The following is a 19,733-nucleotide window of genomic DNA, read 5'->3' on the forward strand; positions in this document are numbered from 1 at the left end:
ACAACAACTCCTTTATTGCTGCGGCGCCGGGTTGGCTGACAGCCAGTTCGCCAGCTTGCAGTACTGCGCCACAGAAATATTCTCTGCTCTGAGCGAAGGATCGACACCCAGTTCCGTCAGCTGCTCCGGCGTGAACAGGTCGCCCAGGCTATTACGGATGGTTTTCCGCCGCTGGTTGAACGCCTGCGTGGTGATGCGGCTCAGCATGCGCACGTCGCCTACCGGGTTCGGCAGCACGCGGTGCGGCACCAGGCGCACCACGGCGGAATCGACCTTCGGCGGCGGTGCGAACGCGGTCGGCGGCACTTCCAGCACCGGAATGACGTTGCAGTAGTACTGCGCCATCACGGTCAAACGCCCGTAGGCCTTGCTGTTCGGGCCGGCCACCAGACGGTTGACCACTTCTTTCTGCAACATAAAGTGCATGTCGCGGATTGCCTGAGTATAGCTGAAAAGGTGGAACATCAGCGGCGTCGAAATATTGTACGGCAGGTTACCAAATACGCGCAGCGGTTGGCCAGCTTCCTCGGCCAATTCGGCGAAATTCACCGTCATGGCGTCCTGCTGGCGAATGGTCAGTTTGTCTTTCAGCTGTGGGTGGTTCTCCAGCCGGGTGGCCAGATCGCGGTCCAGTTCGATCACCGTCATGCGGTCCATGCGTGCGCCGACCGGCTCGGTCAAGGCGCCCAGACCGGGGCCGATCTCGACCACCGCTTCGCCCGGCTGCGGGTGAATGGCGGAAACAATGCTATCGATGACAAACTGATCGGTTAAAAAGTTTTGTCCAAAGCGTTTGCGGGCAAAGTGCCCTTGGTGGACTCTGTTATTCATTACAATTAATTATCATTTTAATGGCGAGATTCAGGGCCGTCTTGAAGCTGCCGACATCGGCGGTGCCGGTGCCGGCCAGTTCCAAAGCGGTGCCGTGGTCGACCGAGGTGCGTATAAAAGGCAAACCGAGGGTGATATTCACCGCGCGGCCGAACCCTTGGTATTTTAGCACCGGCAGCCCCTGATCGTGATACATCGCCAGCACTGCATCGGCATCTTGCAGATATTTGGGCTGGAACAGGGTGTCCGCCGGCAGCGGGCCGATCAGATGGATGCCGTCAGCACGCAGCGCGTCGAGCGCCGGGATGATGGTGTCTATCTCTTCATGCCCCATATGGCCGCCTTCCCCGGCGTGGGGGTTCAGGCCGCAGACGTAGATGTGCGGCTGAGCGATGCCAAATTTGGTTTTCAGATCGTGGTCGAGGATGCGGATGACTTCGAACAGGCTCTGCTGCGTGATGGCGCCCGGCACCGCCAGCAGCGGCAGGTGGGTGGTCGCCAGCGCGACGCGCAGCTCTTCGGTCGCCAACATCATCACCACGCGATCGCAGTGGCTGCGATCGGCAAAGAATTCGGTATGGCCGATAAATGGCACGCCGGCGTCGTTGATCACGCCCTTGTTCACCGGGCCGGTGATCAGCGCGGCGAATTCGCCGTTCAGGCAGCCGTCGCAGGCGCGCGCCAGAGTTTCCACCACGTAGGCGCTGTTGCCGACGCTCAGCTCACCGGCGGTGACCGGCTGAGCGAGCGGGACCGGCAGCACGGTAAGCGTGCCGGCGCGCTGCGCCTGAGCCGGTTGCTGCGGCTGATAGTCGCGCAGCGTCAGCGGCAGGCCCAGGTGTTGGGCGCGCTCAAGCAGCAGGGCCGGATCGGCACACACCACCAGCTCAACAGGCCAATCCTGTTGCGCCAGCGCCGCGACCAAATCCGGCCCTACCCCGGCGGGTTCGCCGGGGGTGATGACGACGCGTTTATTGCTGCGCATCGCTGCCATCGAGGATCTTCACGTAAGCCTGGGCGCGCTGCTCCTGCATCCAGGTCTGCGCTTCTTCGGCGAACTTGCGGTTGAACAGCATGCGATACGCGCGATCTTTCTGTGCGGCGTCGGTCTTATCTACCTGACGGGTATCCAGCAGCTGAATCAGGTGCCAGCCGAAGGAGGAGTGTACCGGTGCGCTGACCTCACCTTTGCTCAGCTTCAGCAACGCATCGCGGAAGGCCGGGTCATAGATGTCCGGAGAAGCCCAGCCCAGATCGCCGCCCTGCATGGCGGAACCCGGATCCTGCGACAGCTGTTTAGCTTCGTCGGCAAACTTGGCGCGGCCGCTCTTGATCGCTTCCGCGACGGATTGCAGCTTGGCGCGCGCCTGATCGTCGGTCAATACCACAGACGGTTTCAGCAGGATGTGACGGGCGTGCACTTCGGTGACCGACACCGACTGGCTGGCGCCGCGGATGTCGTTCACTTTCAGGATGTGGAAGCCGACGCCGGAACGGATTGGGCCGACGACGTCGCCTTTCTTGGCGCTGACCAGGCGTTCAGCGAACAGGGTCGGGATCTCTTGCAGCTTGCCCCAGCCCATGTTGCCGCCTTTCAGCGCCTGGGAATCGGCGGAGTAGGTGATCGCCAGCTTGCCGAAGTCGGCGCCGCTGTTGATCTCACCCACCAGGCGTTTGGCCAGTTCTTCCGCTTTGTCGACCTGTTGCTGCGACGGGTTCTCCGGCAGTGGGATCAGGATGTGGCTGATGTTCATTTCGGTGTCGCTGCCGTTCTGCGCGCCCACCTGCTTCGCCAACGCGTCCACTTCCTGCGGCAGAATGGTGACGCGGCGGCGCACTTCGTTGTTGCGCACTTCGGAGATCAGCATCTCTTTGCGGATCTGCGCGCGATAGGTGTTGTAGTTCAACCCTTCGTAAGACAGGCGGCTGCGCAGCTGATCGACGCTCATCTTGTTTTGCGCGGCGATGTTGGCGATTGCCTTGTCCAGATCGGCGTCGGAAACGGCGATGCCCATTTTCTTGGCCATCTGCAGTTGGATGTTATCCATGATCAGACGTTCGATGATCTGATGGCGCAGCGTCTTGTCGTCCGGCAGTTGTTGGCCGGCCTGCTGGGCGTTGAGTTTCACCGACTGCAACAGACCGTTGACGTCGCTCTCGAGTACCACGCCGTTATCCACGACGGCGGCGACTTTATCCACTTCTTGGGGTGCTGCGAACGCGGCATTGGCGCAAACCACCAATCCGAGAATAAGCGTTCTCCAGTTCTTCATACATTTCCCATTATGTAATCCGCAAATGCGGGTGAAAGTTCTCGTTTTCAAAGTGTTGCAAAGCGTCAGAATGCGCGTTGATACGGCAAAATGCCGGAGCGCAGCATTTCTGCGGAACCGAGACTATGATCGCTGCTCAGGCCGCGCAGTTCGACGTTGAACGAAACTCTGTTGTCGTAAACGCTGGTATTGTTGCTGTAGTTCCAGTCGGTGATCTTGCGCTCATAGCCCAGGGTCACCGCCCAGCAGCAGGTGTTGTACTTCAGCCCCACCAGCTGATCGGCGGATTGTTTGGCGCGGGTGTCGTAGTAATACGCCCCGACCACCGCCCAACGATCGGCGATCGGCCAGCTGCCGGTGATACCCACCTGCGAGATGCCGTCCTGGAAGGCTGGTACCGTTTTGGTATTCAACGCCGTCTGGATATATTCCGGCGTGGCGTAACGGTAGTTCAGCTGCACCACGCGCTCGGCATCCTGGCGGTATTCCACCACGCCGTTGCCCAGCGAGACGCTGTTCAGGCGGGTGTCGTACTGCAGGCCGCCGCGCAGGCCCCAACGATCGTCGATTTTCCAATAGGTATCGCCGGCCCAGGCCAGGCTGCCGGTATTGTCGTTGTTATCGAAGCTCGTCATCCGGTCGCCGGTGCGCGAACGGCTGAAGTAGTAGATTTGACCCACGGAAGCGTTAAAACGTTCAACCAGCGCGTCATCATAAATACGCGTGGTCAAACCGGTGGACATGCGGTTCTGCGAAGCGATGCGATCCAGGCCGCTGTAAGTGCGGTCGCGGAACAGGCCGGAGTAGTCGGTCTGCAGCAGCGTGGTGTCGTAGGTGTAGATATTGCTCTGGTCGCGGTACGGCACGTACAGGTACTGCACGCGCGGTTCCAGCGTCTGGGTGGCGCCTTCGGCCCAGATCATCGGCCGTTCGAATATCAGTTTGCCGTCGACCTTGAACTGCGGCAGCACGCGGTTGACCGAGTCATCGAGTTTTGGTACCTCATCTGCGATGACTTGATTGCGCAGGGCGTAGTTGGCGGCGAAACCGTCAGGAATATCCTGCTGGTAGTGGGTCGCCATCAGCTTGGCTTCGGTGTTCAGGCTGGCCCAACCGTTGGTGAGCGGCAGGTTGAGCGTCGGTTCCATATGCAGACGAGTGGCGTCCGGGCTATATGGGTTGACGCTGGTGAACTTGGCCGCCTGGCCGTAAATATGGAAATCGAACGGACCGAGGTCGTTTTTGTAGTAGTTCAGATCCAGCTGCGGCTGCACCTTGTAGGTATTCGACTGCGTACGATCGGTGGTGTCGAAGATCTGGAACTGCTTGGAACTCAGCGTGGCGTTCCAGTTTTCGTTGGCGTAGCCGAGGCTGAATTTCTGCGTGGCATAACCGTCGGTGGTGGAACCGTACTTGGAGTCCAGATCGGTGAAGTATTTGTAATCGCTGACCTTGGTGTAGTCGACGTTGAAGCGCCACACCTTATCCATCACGCCGTTGTGGTTCCAGTAGAACAGCCAGCGTTTGCTGTCGTCATTGTCTTTGCCGTACTCTTTGTCGTCCGGCAGCCAGTCGAACTCCATCAGGCCGAGGCCCGGCTGCACCAGATAGCGGAATTCGTTCTGCCACTGCAGGCCGCGCTTGGACATATAGTGCGGCGTGATGGTGGCATCGTAGTTCGGCGCGATGTTCCAGTAATACGGCACCATGAACTCGAAGCCGTTGTTGCTGCCGTACTTGGCGTTCGGGATCAGGAAGCCGGAGCGGCGCTTGTCGCCGACCGGCAGCTGCAGGTACGGGCTGTAGAAGACTGGCACGCCACCGATGCGGAAACGGGCGTTCCAGACTTCCGCCACCTGCTCTTCGCGATCGTGGATCACTTCGGAACCGACCACGCTCCAGCTGTCGTCGCCCGGCAGGCAGGAGGTAAAGGTGCCGTTTTCCAAAATGGTGTAACGGTTGGCGCCGCGCATTTTCATCTTGTCGGCGTCGCCGCGCCCCTGACGGCCTACCATTTGGTAGTCGCCTTCATAGACGTCGGTATCTTTGGTATTCAGGTTAGACCAGGCCTTCGGGCCTTTCAGTTTGATCTGATTGTCGCTGTAGTGTACGTCGCCGGTGGCGGTGACGGTGCGTACCGGCTCTGTCTGGCCGGGGTTTTGCGTCTGGTTCAGCTCAACTTCTTTGGCGGTCAGGGTACTGTTGCCCTGCTCGACGCGCACGTTGCCGCTGAACAGGGCGCTTTTCGGGTAGTCGGCGCGCGAGTCGTCGGCATTAATGGTCACCGGCTGGCTGTTTGGATCGCCGCTGACCAGGGGCTTGTCGTAAACAGGAACGCCAAGCATGCATTGCTCGGCCAGATCAGCCAGCGCATGCTGACTGTAGAGTGCCGTCCAAATCATCGTGGCCAGCAGTGTTGGGAAACTTTTTTTCATACGCGGTTTTGGTGTTCCGTCATCAGAGGCGTCATGTCCGGCAAACGGTCAGAGACTATATTACTCATCTGCGTTGCGCTAGTGCTAAATCCAGCCGTTTACTTGCGTCGTCGTTAGGCGCAAAGATAAATGACAGGTATGATAATCCAAATTCTGGGAAAAATCGCCTGCACCCTTTCCTGAAGCGAAGGGGGAGAGGCGGCTTTCGGCATGATAATTGAGGAGTATATGCAGTATTGGGGAAAACTGCTCGGCGTCATCGTCGCCATCTGGTCTGGCGCGGGATTCTGGGGTGTAGTTCTGGGGCTGATTATCGGTCATATGATCGATACGGCGCGCAGCAACAAGCGCAGCCGGGGGTTCTTCACCGACCAGCAAACGCGGCAAACGCTGTTTTTCCGCACCACTTTTCAGGTGATGGGCCACCTGACCAAATCCAAAGGACGCGTTACCGAGGCGGATATCCAGATCGCCAGCCTGTTCATGGATCGCCTGCAGCTGCACGGCGAAGCGCGCACTGCGGCGCAGCAGGCATTCCGCGAGGGCAAACAGAGCCAGTTCCCGCTGCGCGAGACGCTGCAGCAGTTCCGCAGCATCTGTTTCGGTCGCTTCGATTTGATTCGGATGTTTCTGGAAATTCAGATTCAGGCGGCGTTCGCCGACGGCTCGCTGCACCCGAATGAACGTCAGGTGCTGTACGTCATTGCCGAAGAATTGGGCATTTCGCGTGCGCAGTTCGATCAGTTCCTCAGCATGATGGAGGGCGGGCGCCAGTTCGGCGGCGGTCAGCAGGGCGGGTATTCGCAGGGCGGCTATCAGCAGGCGCAGCGCGGCCCGACGCTCGAGGATGCGTGCAAGGTGCTGGGCGTCAGCAGCAGTGACGACGCCACCACCATCAAGCGCGCCTACCGCAAGCTGATGAGCGAACACCATCCGGATAAGCTGGTGGCGAAGGGCTTGCCGCCGCAGATGATGGAAATGGCCAAGCAGAAAGCGCAGGAGATCCAGGCGGCGTACGACCTGATCAAACGCGAGAAAGGTTTTAAATAACGATACCCGTCATACTTCGAGCTGCAGGTGTGTTGGCTGCCCGCGCTTACCCCGGTCACGTACTTTTTGTACGCTCCCGAGGCTGCGCTTAGTTGCCGCCTTCCTGCAACTCGAATTATTTAGGGTATCCCTGGGTGATGAGCTCAGAAATCCGGTTCGGCGCGAAAGTGCATCGGCGTCTGGAAAGCGGGGTGGGTGATGCGCAGTTCTTGCGCATGCAGCTGCAGCCGCGGCGCCATCGCTTTGGCCTCCGGCGGGGCGTAGAAACCGTCGCCGAGGATCGGATGCCCCAGCGCCAGCATGTGCACCCGCAGCTGGTGCGAGCGGCCGGTGATCGGCGTCAGCTTCACGCGGGTGCTGCCGTCGGCGTCGCGTGATAGCACCAGATATTCCGTTTGCGCCGCTTTGCCGGTTTCAAAACACACCTTTTGCAGCGGCCGGTTCGGCCAGTCGCAGATCAGCGGCAAATCCACCAGCCCTTCGTCGTGCTCCATATGCCCCCAAACGCGGGCGATATAGGATTTCTTCGGTTCGCGTTCACGGAACTGACGTTTCAGCTCACGCTCGGCGGCCTTGTTGAGCGCCACCACGATCACCCCGCTGGTGGCCATGTCCAGCCGGTGCACCGATTCGGCAGCCGGGTGATCGGCCTGAATGCGGGTCATCAGGCTGTCTTTGTTTTCCGGCGCGCGGCCGGGCACCGACAACAAGCCGCTGGGCTTGTTGACCACCATGATGTGTTCATCCTGATACAGGATGTGCAGCGGGTCCTGCGGGGGATTGTAGGGTTCCATCTTGGCTCCGCGAAAAGGGCTGAACGGGGAGACGGCTGCCTCCCCGCGTCGCGCCGGTTACTGGTGGGTGACCACCACCAGACGAATGGCGTCCAGGCGCCAGCCGGCTTCATTGAGGTTGGCCAGTACCTGACGGCGGTTGAACTCCAGCGTTTCGACTTCGTCGTCGCGGATGTTCGGGTTGACCGCCTTCAGCGCCTCCAGACGCGCCAGCTCGGCGCTCAGCTTGTCGTCCGCCTCTTTTTTCGCCTGTTCGATAAGCGTGCGCGCCTGCGCTTCCACCAGGCTTTCCGCCTGCTGCAGCATAGCGTGCACGTCTTGCTGCACGGCGTTGACCAGCTTGCTGGAGGTGTGGCGGTTGACCGCGTTCAGTTGGCGGTTGAAGCTTTCAAACTCGACCTGCGCTGCCAGGTTGGTGCCCTTGCGATCCATCAGCATGCGGATCGGCGTCGGCGGCAGGAAGCGGGTCAGCTGCAGGTGCTTCGGCGCCTGGGCTTCCACCACGTAGACCAGCTCGACCAGCAGGGTGCCGACCGGCAACGCTTTGTTTTTCAACAGTGACACCGCACAACTGCCGGTGTCGCCGGACAGGATCAGATCCAGGCCGTTGCGGATGATCGGGTGCTCCCAGCTGACGAACTGCGCGTCTTCGCGCGACAGCGCCCGATCGCGGTCGAAGGTGACGGTGCAGCCGTCCTGCGGCAGGCCAGGGAAGTCCGGCACCAGCATATGGTCGGACGGTGTCAGTACGATCAGGTTGTCGCTGCGATCTTCCTGATTGATGCCGACGATGTCGAACAGGTTGAGCGCGAAGCCCACCAGGTTGACGTCGTTATCCTGCTCGGCGATGGCGGCCGCCAGCGCCTGGGCTTTGTCGCCGCCGTTGGAGTGCATCTCCAGCAGGCGGTCGCGGCCCTGCTCCAGCTGCGCTTTCAATTGATCGTGCTGCTGGCGGCAGGCGTGGATGAACTCGTCCAGGCCTTCCTGCTCGGTCGGCGCGGCCAGATAGCCGATCAACTGCTCGTAGCAGCTGTCGTAGATGGTGCGGCCGGTCGGGCAGGTGTGTTCGAAGGCATCCAGCCCTTCATGGAACCAGCGGCCCAGCACCGCCTGCGCGGTGTGTTCCAGGTAAGGCACCATGATCTGGATGTCGTGCATCTGGCCGATACGGTCCAGACGGCCGATACGCTGCTCCAGCAGATCCGGGTTGAACGGCAGATCGAACATCACCAGCTGGCTGGCGAACTGGAAGTTGCGGCCTTCGGAGCCAATTTCGGAACACAGCAGCACCTGCGCGCCTTCCTCTTCGGAAGCGAAGTAGGCGGCGGCGCGGTCGCGCTCGATGATCGACAGCCCTTCGTGGAACACCGCGGCGCGGATCGCTTCACGCTCGCGCAGCACCTGCTCCAGCTGCAGAGCGGTGTCGGCCTTGGCGCAGATCACCAGCACTTTTTCATTGCGGTTGGCCAACAGGTAGTCCAGCAGCCACTCCACGCGCGGATCGAAGTTCCACCAGGTGGCGTTCTCGCCTTCGAATTCCTGATAGATCTGCTCCGGGTACAGCATGTCGCGCGCCCGGGCTTCGACGGACTTCTTGGCGCCCATGATGCCGGACACTTTGATCGCGGTCTGATACTGGGTCGGCAACGGCAGCTTGATCTGATGCAGGTTGCGGTGCGGGAAGCCCTTCACGCCGTTGCGCGTGTTGCGGAACAGCACGCGGCTGGTGCCGTGGCGGTCCATCAGCATGGCCACCAGCTCCTGGCGTGCCTGTTCGGCGTCGTCGCCCTCGCTGTTGGCGGCTTTGAGCAGCGGTTCGATGTCCTGCTCGTCGATCAGCTCACCCAGCAGGTTCAGCTTGTCGTCGGCCAGGCGCTCGCCGCTCAGCAGCAGGGTGACGGCGTCGGCCACCGGGCGGTATTTCTGCTGTTCAGCGACGAATTCGCCGTAGTCGTGGAAACGGTTCGGATCGAGCAGGCGCAGACGCGCGAAGTGGCTCTGCTGGCCCAGCTGTTCCGGGGTGGCGGTCAGCAGCAGTACGCCGGGGATATGCTCGGCCAGCTGTTCGATCACTTGATATTCGCGGCTCGGCGCTTCTTCGCTCCAGGCCAGGTGGTGGGCTTCATCGACCACCAGCAGATCCCACTGGGCGTCCGCCAGCTCTTCCAGGCGCTGCTTGTTGCGGCGCACGAAGTCCAGCGAGCAGATCACCAGCTGTTCGGTTTCGAACGGGTTGCTGCTGTCGAGCTTGGCTTCGGCGTAGCGGCTGTCGTCGAACAGCGAGAAGTAGAGGTTGAAGCGGCGCATCATCTCCACCAGCCACTGGTGCTGCAACGTTTCCGGCACCACGATCAGCACGCGCTCGGCGCGGCCCGCCAGCAGCTGCTGGTGGATGATCATGCCGGCTTCGATGGTTTTGCCGAGGCCGACTTCGTCCGCCAGCAGGACGCGCGGCGCATGGCGCTGGCCGACTTCATGGGCGATATGCAGCTGGTGCGGGATCAGGCTGGCGCGCATGCCGCGCAGGCCGGCGAACGGCAGGCGATACTGCTCGCTCTGGTATTTGCGCGCGCGGAAACGCAGCGCGAAACGGTCCATGCGGTCGATCTGGCCGGCGAACAGGCGGTCCTGCGGCTTGCTGAAGGTCAGTTTGCTGTCCAGCAGCACTTCGCGCATCGCCACGCCGCTTTCCTGGGTGTCCAGGCGGGTGCCGATATAGGTCAACAGACCGTTATCCTCTTTCACCTCTTCCACCTGCAGCTGCCATCCCTCGTGGCTGCTGACGGTATCGCCCGGATTGAACATCACGCGGGTGATCGGCGAATCGTTTCTGGCATAGAGGCGGTTTTCACCGGTGGCGGGGAAAAGCAGGGTAATCATGCGCGCGTCCAGCGCCACGACGGTGCCCAGTCCTAATTCGCTTTCCGTGTCGCTGATCCAGCGTTGACCAAGAGTAAAAGGCATATATTGTCGGCTCGATTCTTTGTAAGTGAGTCTTGTTACCGGGCGGGAAGGGCCGCGGTACCTGTACTGAACGTCAGCTAATCCCGGTTTGTTTTAAATTTGGCGGGCAATAGCCGTTCACGCCATGCAGACGTCGCAAGACGGCAGGGCTAAGCGTGGTTCAGTTTTGGGAAGGGCGCTATGGTAATGGAAGGCGACGCGTTCGTCACCTGCAAAACCTGATGATTTTTCTTAACCCAGCGCAATCTCAAAACAGCCCCATCTGCCCGGTGACCAGCGTGGTGAAATCGTCGTGCAAGAAAGGGAGTATAGCGTCTGCCACCGGTTGCAGCTGGCGTTCGAGGTAATGCTGATAGTCGATAGGCGAATGACGGGTTTCCAGCGGCTCCGGCCCGGCGACGGTCATCACGTAGCTGATCCAGCCGCCGTTCTGATACTGCAACGGCCGCCCCTGGAGGCGGTTGTAGTCGTCGGCGATGCGTGCGGCGCGGGCGTGCGGCGGCACGTTGCGCTGATAGTCGTCGAGCTTTCTGCGCAGCCGTTTGCGGTACACCAATTGATCGTCGAAGTCGCCGTTCAGGGTTTTGCCGACGTAGTCGCGCACATAGTCCTGATAGGGTTGGCGTTTGAAAATGCGCTGATAGAGCTGCTGCTGAAATTGCTGCGCCAGCGGCGTCCAGTCGGTGCGCACCGTCTCCAGACCTTTGTACACCATCTCTTCCTCGCCGTCGCCGCGTGCGATCAGGCCGGCGTAGCGTTTTTTGCTGCCCTGTTCGGCGCCGCGAATGGTCGGCATCAGGAAGCGGGAATAGTGGGTTTCGAACTCCAGCTCCAGCGCGTTCGCCAGCCCGAACTGCTGCTGCAAATGTTGCTGCCACCAGGCATTGACCTGCTGCACCAATGCCCGACCAATCTGTGCCGCCTGCTGCTCGTCATGCGGTTGTTTCAACCAGACGAAGGTGGAGTCGGTATCGCCGTAAATCACCTGATAGCCTTCGGCTTCAATCAGCTCGCGGGTTTGGCGCATGATCTCATGACCGCGCAGGGTGATCGACGACGCCAGCCGCGGATCGAAGAAGCGGCAACCGCTTGAGCCCAGCACGCCGTACAGCGCGTTCATGATGATCTTCAACGCCTGCGACAGGGGCTTGTTGTGTTGGCGCTTGGCGGCCTCGCGCCCCTGCCAGATCTGCTCGACGATCGCCGGCAGGCAGTGCTGGCTGCGTGAGAAGCGGGCGTTGCGAAAGCCGGGTACCGAGTCGGCGTCGCTCGGGTGGCGCATGCCTTCTACCAGCCCGACCGGATCGATCAGGAAGGTGCGGATGATCGACGGATACAGGCTTTTATAGTCCAGCACCAGCACCGAGTCGTACAGGCCGGGCTGAGAGTCCATCACGAAGCCACCGGGGCTGTGCTCCTCCGGCTGTTCGCCGAGGTTGGGAGCGACAAAGCCCAGACGATGCATGCGCGGCATGTAGAGGTGGCTGAAGGCCGCCACCGATCCACCGCTGCGATCGGCCGCCAGCCCGGTGACGGTGGCGCGCTCCAGCAGGAAGTTGAGCAGATCGGCCTTGGCGAAGATGCGCGTCACCAGTTCGCAGTCCTTCAGGTTGTAGCGGGCCAGTGCCGGCTTGTCTTCAGCGAAGCGCCGGTCGATCTCCGCCATACGCTGATAAGGGTTGTCGATCGCCTTGCCTTCCCCCAGCAGCGCCTGCGAAACGTACTCCAGGCTGAAGGAAGGGAAATTCCAGGTGGCGGATTTCAGCGCTTCGATGCCGTCGATGATCAGGCGGCCGGCGGCGGCGGCGAAAAAGTGATTCTGCTTGAAGCCGTGCTCGCGCCACTCCAGCAGGTTGCCGCCGCGCCCCATCCGCAGTGGGATTTGGTAGCGTTCGGCGTGCTTTTGCAGCACCCGCAGATCGAACTGCACCAGGTTCCAGCCGATGATGGCGTCGGGATCGTGGCGTTCCAGCCACGCGTTCAATCGCTCCAGCAGTTGCGGGCGGCTGGCGCAGTATTCCAGATCGAAATCCAGCGGCTCATCGCCGCCGTTGGCCGGCCCCAGCATATAGACCTGCCGCTGGCCGCAGCCTTCCAACGCGATGGAATAAAGCTCGCCGTGGGCGGTGGTTTCGATATCCAGCGACACCAGCCTGAGCGCCGGGCGGTAGTCCGGCGCCGGCTTCATTTGACCGTTGAGCAACGGCCCGCTGCCATTGGCCTGGCCGTTGAACCACACCGGTGCGGTGATGAAGCGCTCCATCAGATAGCGTTCGGGCGGGCGAATGTCGGCCTCGTAGACCGTAACGCCGCCTTCCCGCAGCAGTTTTTCCAGCTTGATGAGCTGACGGTGCTGGCGGCAGTACAGCCCCAGCATCGGGCGGTGGTGAAAGTCCGTCAGAACCAGGGGCTTCAGCTCGACCTGCCGCTCTTCGCGCAGCAGCAATTCCGCGCGTTGGCGCTGTTCGGCGGGGATAAACGCCACCGACGTTTGCGGTGGCAGGCGCAGCTGACGCGGGCCTGCGTCAGTCGCCAGCCAGAATTCGACCTCGGTGCCGGCGGGCGTGTCGCGCCAGTGGCGGGTGAGCAGGAAACCTTGTTGCAGTGCTGTCATAAGCCCTTCGTCTTCCGCCGGGCGGCGTGCGCGACATTCAACGTGATGTCGGTTTTGGCGCTAATATATAGATAAATTATAGTATGGTTTTTTATACAGTCATTGTCTATCGCCGCGCGGCGCTGCCAAATACGCATACAATTCATCGGTTGACTCGTCTGCGGCGGCGCTGGAAAATCCTCCGCCCCGTTTGGCACGAATAATCCGCAGAGGTGTAATGGAAGCCTATTTACAAGATTTGATCACCCAGTCACTGGCTTTCACCTTGATAGTCGTTCTGCTGGTCGCTTTTCTGGAGTCGCTGGCGCTGGTGGGGCTGTTGCTGCCCGGCACGGTGATGATGGCCAGCATCGGCGCGCTGATCGGCAGTGGCAAGGTAGACTTCTACTATGCTTGGGCAGCGGGCATCGTTGGCTGCCTGCTCGGCGACTGGATCTCCTATTTTGTCGGCCGCGCCTTCAAGGGGCCCTTGCACCGTTGGTCGTTCCTGAAGAAAAACAAAGCGCTGCTCGACAAAACCGAACACGCCTTGCACCAGCACAGCATGGCCACCATTCTGATCGGCCGCTTCGTTGGCCCGACGCGCCCGCTGGTGCCGATGGTGGCCGGCATGCTCGATCTGCCGCCGTACAAGTTTGCTTTGCCGAACATCATCGGTTGCCTGACCTGGCCGCCGGTCTATTTCTTCCCCGGTATCCTGGCGGGCGTGGCGATCGATATCCCCGCCGGCGCCAACAGTGCGATGTTCAAGTGGCTGCTGCTCGCTGCGGCGCTTACCCTCTGGTTGGCGGTGTGGCTGAGCTGGCGCTGGTGGCGTGAGGGCAAGCGTGGCGCCGATCGGCTGAGCCGTTGGCTGACGCCGCTGCGGCTGCGTGTGGTTTGCGGATTGAGTTGGTTGGCGGCGCTGGCGGTCGGCTATCTGCTGAGCCAGCAGCCGCTGATGCCGGTGTATCGGCACCTGCTGTGGCAGGTGCTGTCCGGCCAATGAAAAAGGGGGCGTTTGCCCCCGTTCGCGTTATTGGAAGAATGCTTCCAGCTGTTCAAATACCCGCACGTCTTCGCTGTGGCGCTTCACCTGCAGCACGTCCTCCAGTTTTTCCACTTGGCTGATCATCTGCTCTAGCCGTTGGTCGTCGGCCACCAATAGCCAGATGCGGCTCTGTTGGCCGTCTTTCAACGGCAGGCACAGAATGCCTTCGACGTTGAATGCGCGGCGGGCGAACAGCCCGCAAACGTGCGACATCACGCCGGGATGGTTGCGTACCGCCAGCTCCAGGATCACCTGCGATTTATCTTGTGGTTGCAGCATGGCTTATTCTCCAATCATGTCGATGTTGGCGGCGCCCGGCGGCACCATCGGGAACACTTTTTCGTTGATATCGATCAGCGCGTGGATCAGACATGGCCCCGGGCGCCGGATCGCCTCGGCCAGCGCTGCCTGCGGATCTGCCGCGGCGTTCAAATCGCAGGTATCCAGCCCGAAACCGGCGGCGATCTTCAGGAAATCGGTGCGTTTCGGATAGGCGGCGGCGAAGATGCGCTGCTGGTAGAACAGGGTTTGCTGCTGGTGCACCAACCCCAGCGCCTGGTTGTTCATCAAAATGATTTTCACGTCCAAATCGTGCTCGACCGCGGTGGCCATTTCCTGAATGTTCATCATCAGGCTGCCGTCGCCGGAGAAACACAGCACTTTACGCTCGGGTTCCGCCAACGCCGCGCCGATCGCCGCCGGCAGACCGAAGCCCATGGTGCCCAGGCCGCCCGAAGTCAGCCACTGGCGCGGCCGGCTCAGCGGATAGGCCTGTGCTACCCACATCTGATGCTGGCCCACGTCGGTGGTGATGATGGCGCTGTCGTCCACACAGCGCGCGGCGGCCAGCACCAGGCCGTAATGGCTCAGCGGATCGTCGGCGTTCGGCATGTTGAACGGGAATTCGCGCTTCAGGTCATTGACGGTGTTCAGCCACGCGCTGCGCGGCTGCGTGTCGATCAGCGGCAGCAGCTGTTGCAGCACCAGGCCGACGTCGGCGTGGATCGCCACGTTGGCCTGCTTGACCTTGCCCAGCTCGGCGCGGTCGATATCCACGTGAATGATGGCGGCGTTAGGGCAGAACTGCTCGGTTTTGCCGATTGCCCGATCGTCGAAACGCGCGCCCAGCACGATCAGCAGATCGGCCTCCTGCAGGATGAAGTTGGTGCTGCGTGCCGCGTGCATGCCCAGCATGCCCAGCGACAGCGGGTGTTCCACCGGCATCGCGCCCAGCGCCATCAGCGTCATGGTGGTGGGCAGACCGGCGCGCTCGGCCAGTTCCAGCGCCTGCCGGTGAGCGTCGGCGCAGATGATGCCGCCGCCCAGGTAGAGGATCGGGCGTTTCGCTTGGTTGATCATCGCGGCGGCCTGCGAAACCAGCGCCGGATCGAAGGTCGGTGCGGCGTCCGGTACGGCGATCGGCGGCAGCTCCTCCAGGGTGATGGTGGCGGTCTGCACGTCTTTCGGCACATCGATCCAGACCGGGCCGGGGCGGCCGGACTCGGCGATGCGGAATGCGTCGCCGATCACCTGCGGCAGCTCGCGGATATCGCGCACCAGATGGTTGTGCTTGGTGATCGGGATGGAGATGCCGTAGGTGTCCACCTCCTGGAAGGCGTCGGTGCCGATCATCGAGGAGGGCACCTGCCCGGTGATGCACACCAGCGGAATGGAGTCGAGCTTGGCATCGGCGATGGCGGTCACCAGGTTGGTGGCGCCCGGCCCGCTGGAGGCGATGCACACCGCCGCTTTGCCGTTGGCACGCGCCATGCCCTGCGCCATAAAGCCTGCCCCCTGTTCGTGGCGCGCCAGCACGTGATGAATGCGGGTACTTTGGCTCAGCGCATCATACAACGGCAGCGCCGCGCCGCCGGGGATGCCGGCGACGGTGGTGATGCCCTGGCGCTCCAGCAGATGAACGATCAATTGTGCGCCGGTGAAGCTGGTGCCCGGCTGAGGCGTGCCCGAAGTTGCCATGTTCCTGTCCTTTCTCAAGGCCGGTGAGCTTTTCTGGGCAGGGTGCTAAAACAAGAAACCCCGCCCGGTTTGCGCCGGCGGGGTTTGGGAATCGATGCGTTGATTCGGACCCTACGGCGCATTGCCGACGACCACCACCACACGCACGACGACCACCGCGGCTGGTAGCGCGGTAACTAGTAGGGTCGAAGTCAGCGAGGATGCGATCACAGGGAACCTTATCATCAGTAAAAAAGTCAGGTTTTTATAAAAACACAGGCGCAAAATTCGCACAACAGGTTTATTGGTGCAGCATAAAAAACGCGCGTTAGATCACGCTTTGCCCGAAATGCCCAGTACGCGCGCTTCGGGCGCGCTGCCGTCCAGCAGAGCCTGCGTCGGGCCGTCGTAGTAGATGCGGCCGTCGACCACCAGCAGCGTGCGCGGCGCGATGCGTGCGGCGTCGTCGAGGTTGTGCGACACCATCAGCAGCGTCAGGTTGCGCTGTTCGCACACCGTCTGCAGCAGCTGCAGCATCTCATTGCGCAGCGCCGGATCGAGCGCCGAGAAGGGCTCGTCGAGCAGCAGGATCGGCCGTTGGCGAATCAAACAGCGCGCCAGTGCAGCGCGCTGACGCTGGCCGCCGGAAAGCTGCGACGGCAGGCGCTCCAGGTGCGCTTCCAGCCCGACCTGATCCGCGATCTGCGCCAACTGCCGGCGCTGCTGCGCGGTTAAACGCAGGCCGGGATCCAACCCCAACCCGATGTTCTGCGCCACCGTCAGGTGCGCGAACAGGTTGTTTTCCTGAAACAGCATCGACACCGGCCGTTTGGCCGGCGGCGTGGCGGTGTGGTCTTCGCCGTTCAGCAGCAGCCGGCCGCTGGCCGCCGGCAGGAAACCGGCTATCAGGCTCAGCAGGGTGCTTTTGCCGGCACCGCTGGGGCCGAGCACCGCGACGCGCTCGCCCGGCTGGATGCGCAGATCAAAGCGCATCGGCAGGTGTTCATACAGATAGGTCAGTTTTTCAAGCGTCAGCATGGCGGCCCGGTAAGCGTTCGATCAGGGTAAACAGCAGGAAACACAATAGCAGCAACAGCAGCGCGGTCACCGCCCCGTCGTTGCTGCGGTAGGCACCAATCTGCTGATACAGGTAAAAAGGCAGGGTACGGAAATGCTCGTTGCCGAACAAGGCGACCACGCCGAAATCGCCGATCGACAGCACGCAGGCGAAAGCCAACGCCTGCGCCAGCGGGCGGCGCAGCGCGCGCAGTTCGATCAGCCGCAGCCGTTGCCAGCCGTGGATATCCAGCGACAGGCACAGCGGGTTGTAACGTTCGGCGAGGTCGCGCATCGGGTTCTCCAACACCTTCAGCGCGTAGGGCACCGCCATCAGTGCATTGGTGAGGATCACCAGCGCATAGGGCGACTGCGGCAGCCCGGTCGTATCGCTCAGCAGTAAGAAGAAGCCGGTTGCCAGCACGATGCCCGGCATCGCCAGGATCACCATGCCGCTCAGTTCCAACGCCTGGCCGCCGCGCAGGCGTTGCCGCAGCTTCAGCTCGCGGCTGCTCCACAGCAGCATCATCGTGAGCGCTACGCACAGTAGCCCGGCGCCGAGGGCGATGCGCAGCGACGTGAACAGCGCCTGCCACAGCACCGGTTGGCGCAGCACGCTGACGACGGCCTGATTGGCGCCGTCGGCGATCACCGCCAGCAGAGGCGGCAGCAACAGCAGCAGCGCGGCGGCGATCAGCAGAAAATCGCCGAGGCGCCGCCACAGGCTGTCTTCCGGATTGCGCCAACGCGGGGCATGGGTATGCCCCACCGGCAACGCCTGGCTAAGGCGCTGGCTGATCAACACCAGCCCCAGACAACAGCTTAACTGGATCAGCGCCAGCATGGCGGCGCGGCCCAGATCGTAGTCGTAACTCAGCGCCTGATAGATCGCCAGTTCGATGGTGGTGGCCTGCGGCCCGCCGCCCAGCGACAGCACGGTGGCGAAGCTGGCGAAGCACAGCATGAAGATCAACGCGCCGCTCGGCAAGATCTGGCGGCGCAGCGCCGGCCATTCGACGAAGCGGAACTGCTGCCAGCCATTCATGCCCAGCTGGGCGGCCAGCTGGCGCTGTTCCACCGGAATATTCTCCAGCGCCTGCAACAACAGGCGGGTAGCCAGCGGCAGGTTAAAGAACAGGTGCGCCAGCAGAATGCCCTGCAGGCCGTAAGGCGAGAAGCCATACTCCACGCCCAGCCAGCCGCACAGCGTCGCCAGCCAACCCTGTCGCCCATAGACGCTGAGCAGGCCGAACACCGCCACCAGCACCGGCAGCACCAACGTCATGGCGCAGAGGCGCAACAGCAGTTGTCGGCCGGGGAAACGGCGGCGATAGAGCGCGCGCGCCAGCAGGATGGCGGGCAGCACCGAAATCAGTGCCGACAGCAACGCCTGCAGGAAGGTGAAGCGCACCACGTGCCACAGGTAGCTGTCCTGCCACAGGCTGCGCCAGTCGCTGTCCGGCGCGTGACGCCACAGCGAGCCCATCGCCAGCACGGCGACCAGCAGGATCACGCCGGCGGCCAGCAGCCCCGGCCAGAGCCAGCGGGGGATTAGCGGCTGACGGCGGTTTGCCATGCCCGGATCCAGCCGCCGCGTTGTTTAGCCACCTCTTCGGCGCTGTATTGCAGCGCGGTCTGCGGCACGGTCATCTGCTCAAAGCCGACGGGCAGCGGGGTATTGATCACCGGATACATCCAGTTGCCGGTCGGGATGGCGTTCTGGAACGCCGGCGTCACCATGAACTGCATGAAACGTTCCGCCAGCTCAGGCTGTTTGGCGGCCTTCAGCTTGCCCGCCACTTCCACCTGCAGGTAATGGCCTTCGCTGAACGTGGCGGCGGCGTAGCGATCTTTTTTCTCTTCGATCAGGTGATAGGCGGGGGAGGTGGTGTAGCTGAGCACCAGATCGCCTTCCCCCTTCAGGAACAGGCCGTAGGCTTCGCTCCAGCCTTTGGTGACGGTGACGGTTTTCTTCGCCAGCTGCTGCCAGGCGGCCGGCGCCTTGTCGCCGTACACTTTTTGCATCCACAGCAGCAGGCCGAGGCCCGGCGTGCTGGTGCGCGGATCTTCGTAGATCACCTTCCAGTTTTGATCGCTGCTGACCAGTTCCTGCAGGCTTTTCGGCGGGTTCTTCAGTTTGTCTTTGTTATAGACGAAGGCGAAGTAACCGTAGTCGTAAGGCACGAAGGTCGTATCCTGCCAGCCGCCCGGCACCGTCAGTTTGGCGGTGTCTACGCCGCTCGGCGCGAACAGGCCGGTTTGCTGCGCCGCCTGCAACAGGTTGTTGTCCAACCCCAGCACCACGTCGGCGGCACTGTTTTTGCCTTCCATGCGCAGGCGGTTCAGTAGCGAGACGCCGTCTTCCAGCGCGACGAACTTCAGTTCACAGTCGCACTCGGCTTCGAAGGCTTTTTTCACCGCCGGACCGGGGCCCCAGTCGGCGGCGAAGGAATCGTAGGTGTAAACCGTCAGCGTCGGCTTGGCGAATGCCGGGGCGGCGCACAGCAGCAATAAGCAGGGCAGATATTTTTTGACCACGTTGCACTCCTGAAAAATAAGGGGGCAAGGGCATCTGAGGGGGCGAGGCGGTGCAACCGGTTCGCTGGGCTCAAATCCCTCCGCCGGTATTGACCGGATCAGGTTCGACGGGTGTGCTCTCAGCGGAAAATCGGGCTTTTCACGCGGCCCGAATTTCCGCACCCCGTTGAGACGGCGCTATTGTAAAGATTA

15 protein-coding genes and 1 riboswitch are annotated in these 19,733 nt (G+C 61.8%); of the genes, 2 read left to right on the forward strand and 13 right to left on the reverse strand.

The window, feature by feature from the left end:
* Positions 1–12 precede the first annotated feature (12 nt).
* The 4 genes from rsmA to lptD all read right to left on the reverse strand — a co-directional run bounded on the left by rsmA (position 13) and on the right by lptD (position 5,539).
* Positions 13–831 carry a 16S rRNA (adenine(1518)-N(6)/adenine(1519)-N(6))-dimethyltransferase RsmA gene (rsmA, locus tag BHU62_RS06310; RefSeq protein ID WP_073529725.1) on the reverse strand — a complete coding sequence of 273 codons (819 nt, stop codon included), beginning with the start codon at positions 829–831 and terminating at the stop codon, positions 13–15.
* On the reverse strand, positions 824–1,825 hold the full coding sequence (gene pdxA, locus BHU62_RS06315) for a 4-hydroxythreonine-4-phosphate dehydrogenase PdxA (protein ID WP_415915703.1): 1,002 nt from the start codon (positions 1,823–1,825) through the stop codon (positions 824–826). The genes rsmA and pdxA overlap by 8 nt, the downstream gene beginning before the upstream one ends.
* On the reverse strand, positions 1,803–3,104 hold the full coding sequence (surA, locus tag BHU62_RS06320; RefSeq protein ID WP_073529726.1) for a peptidylprolyl isomerase SurA: 1,302 nt from the start codon (positions 3,102–3,104) through the stop codon (positions 1,803–1,805). Before surA ends, pdxA begins: the two co-directional genes overlap by 23 nt.
* A 65-nt stretch (positions 3,105–3,169) precedes the next feature.
* Positions 3,170–5,539 (reverse strand): LPS assembly protein LptD, encoded by a 2,370-nt coding sequence (lptD, locus tag BHU62_RS06325; protein WP_073529727.1) that lies wholly within the window; start codon positions 5,537–5,539, stop codon positions 3,170–3,172.
* A gap of 228 nt (positions 5,540–5,767) precedes the next feature.
* Between lptD and djlA the strand changes: the two genes are divergently transcribed.
* On the forward strand, positions 5,768–6,589 hold the full coding sequence (djlA, locus tag BHU62_RS06330; RefSeq protein WP_073529728.1) for a co-chaperone DjlA: 822 nt from the start codon (positions 5,768–5,770) through the stop codon (positions 6,587–6,589).
* Positions 6,590–6,732: 143 nt separating this feature from the next.
* Here the strand turns inward: djlA and rluA are convergent, their stop codons facing one another.
* The 3 genes from rluA to BHU62_RS06345 all read right to left on the reverse strand — a co-directional run bounded on the left by rluA (position 6,733) and on the right by BHU62_RS06345 (position 12,961).
* Positions 6,733–7,383, reverse strand: coding sequence for a bifunctional tRNA pseudouridine(32) synthase/23S rRNA pseudouridine(746) synthase RluA (rluA, locus tag BHU62_RS06335; RefSeq protein WP_073529729.1), 651 nt, complete (start codon positions 7,381–7,383; stop codon positions 6,733–6,735).
* Positions 7,384–7,440: 57 nt separating this feature from the next.
* Entirely contained in the window at positions 7,441–10,347 is a 2,907-nt protein-coding gene (gene rapA, locus BHU62_RS06340; protein WP_073529730.1) for an RNA polymerase-associated protein RapA, read from the reverse strand.
* Positions 10,348–10,594: 247 nt separating this feature from the next.
* Complete coding sequence (locus tag BHU62_RS06345) at positions 10,595–12,961, reverse strand: DNA polymerase II (RefSeq protein WP_073529731.1); 2,367 nt, start codon at positions 12,959–12,961, stop codon at positions 10,595–10,597.
* Between the two features lie 217 nt (positions 12,962–13,178).
* Between BHU62_RS06345 and BHU62_RS06350 the strand changes: the two genes are divergently transcribed.
* Positions 13,179–13,949 (forward strand): DedA family protein, encoded by a 771-nt coding sequence (locus BHU62_RS06350; protein WP_073529732.1) that lies wholly within the window; start codon positions 13,179–13,181, stop codon positions 13,947–13,949.
* 27 nt (positions 13,950–13,976) lie between these two features.
* Here the strand turns inward: BHU62_RS06350 and ilvN are convergent, their stop codons facing one another.
* The 6 genes from ilvN to thiB all read right to left on the reverse strand — a co-directional run bounded on the left by ilvN (position 13,977) and on the right by thiB (position 19,541).
* Positions 13,977–14,270 carry an acetolactate synthase small subunit gene (ilvN, locus tag BHU62_RS06355; RefSeq protein ID WP_073529733.1) on the reverse strand — a complete coding sequence of 98 codons (294 nt, stop codon included), beginning with the start codon at positions 14,268–14,270 and terminating at the stop codon, positions 13,977–13,979.
* A gap of 3 nt (positions 14,271–14,273) precedes the next feature.
* On the reverse strand, positions 14,274–15,968 hold the full coding sequence (gene ilvB / locus BHU62_RS06360; RefSeq protein WP_073529734.1) for an acetolactate synthase large subunit: 1,695 nt from the start codon (positions 15,966–15,968) through the stop codon (positions 14,274–14,276).
* 111 nt (positions 15,969–16,079) lie between these two features.
* A complete protein-coding gene (ivbL, locus tag BHU62_RS24835; RefSeq protein WP_154747116.1) occupies positions 16,080–16,193 on the reverse strand; it encodes an ilvB operon leader peptide IvbL in 114 nt (37 codons plus the stop codon).
* A gap of 87 nt (positions 16,194–16,280) precedes the next feature.
* A complete protein-coding gene (thiQ, locus tag BHU62_RS06365; protein WP_073529735.1) occupies positions 16,281–16,985 on the reverse strand; it encodes a thiamine ABC transporter ATP-binding protein ThiQ in 705 nt (234 codons plus the stop codon).
* Positions 16,972–18,579, reverse strand: coding sequence for a thiamine/thiamine pyrophosphate ABC transporter permease ThiP (gene thiP / locus BHU62_RS06370; protein WP_073529736.1), 1,608 nt, complete (start codon positions 18,577–18,579; stop codon positions 16,972–16,974). Before thiP ends, thiQ begins: the two co-directional genes overlap by 14 nt.
* On the reverse strand, positions 18,555–19,541 hold the full coding sequence (gene thiB / locus BHU62_RS06375) for a thiamine ABC transporter substrate binding subunit (protein WP_073529737.1): 987 nt from the start codon (positions 19,539–19,541) through the stop codon (positions 18,555–18,557). The genes thiP and thiB overlap by 25 nt, the downstream gene beginning before the upstream one ends.
* A gap of 57 nt (positions 19,542–19,598) precedes the next feature.
* Positions 19,599–19,717: riboswitch (TPP riboswitch) on the reverse strand.
* Between the last annotated feature and the right edge of the window lie 16 nt (positions 19,718–19,733).

It is taken from the genome of Serratia marcescens (assembly GCF_001902635.1).
Lineage (GTDB): Bacteria > Pseudomonadota > Gammaproteobacteria > Enterobacterales > Enterobacteriaceae > Serratia > Serratia marcescens_F.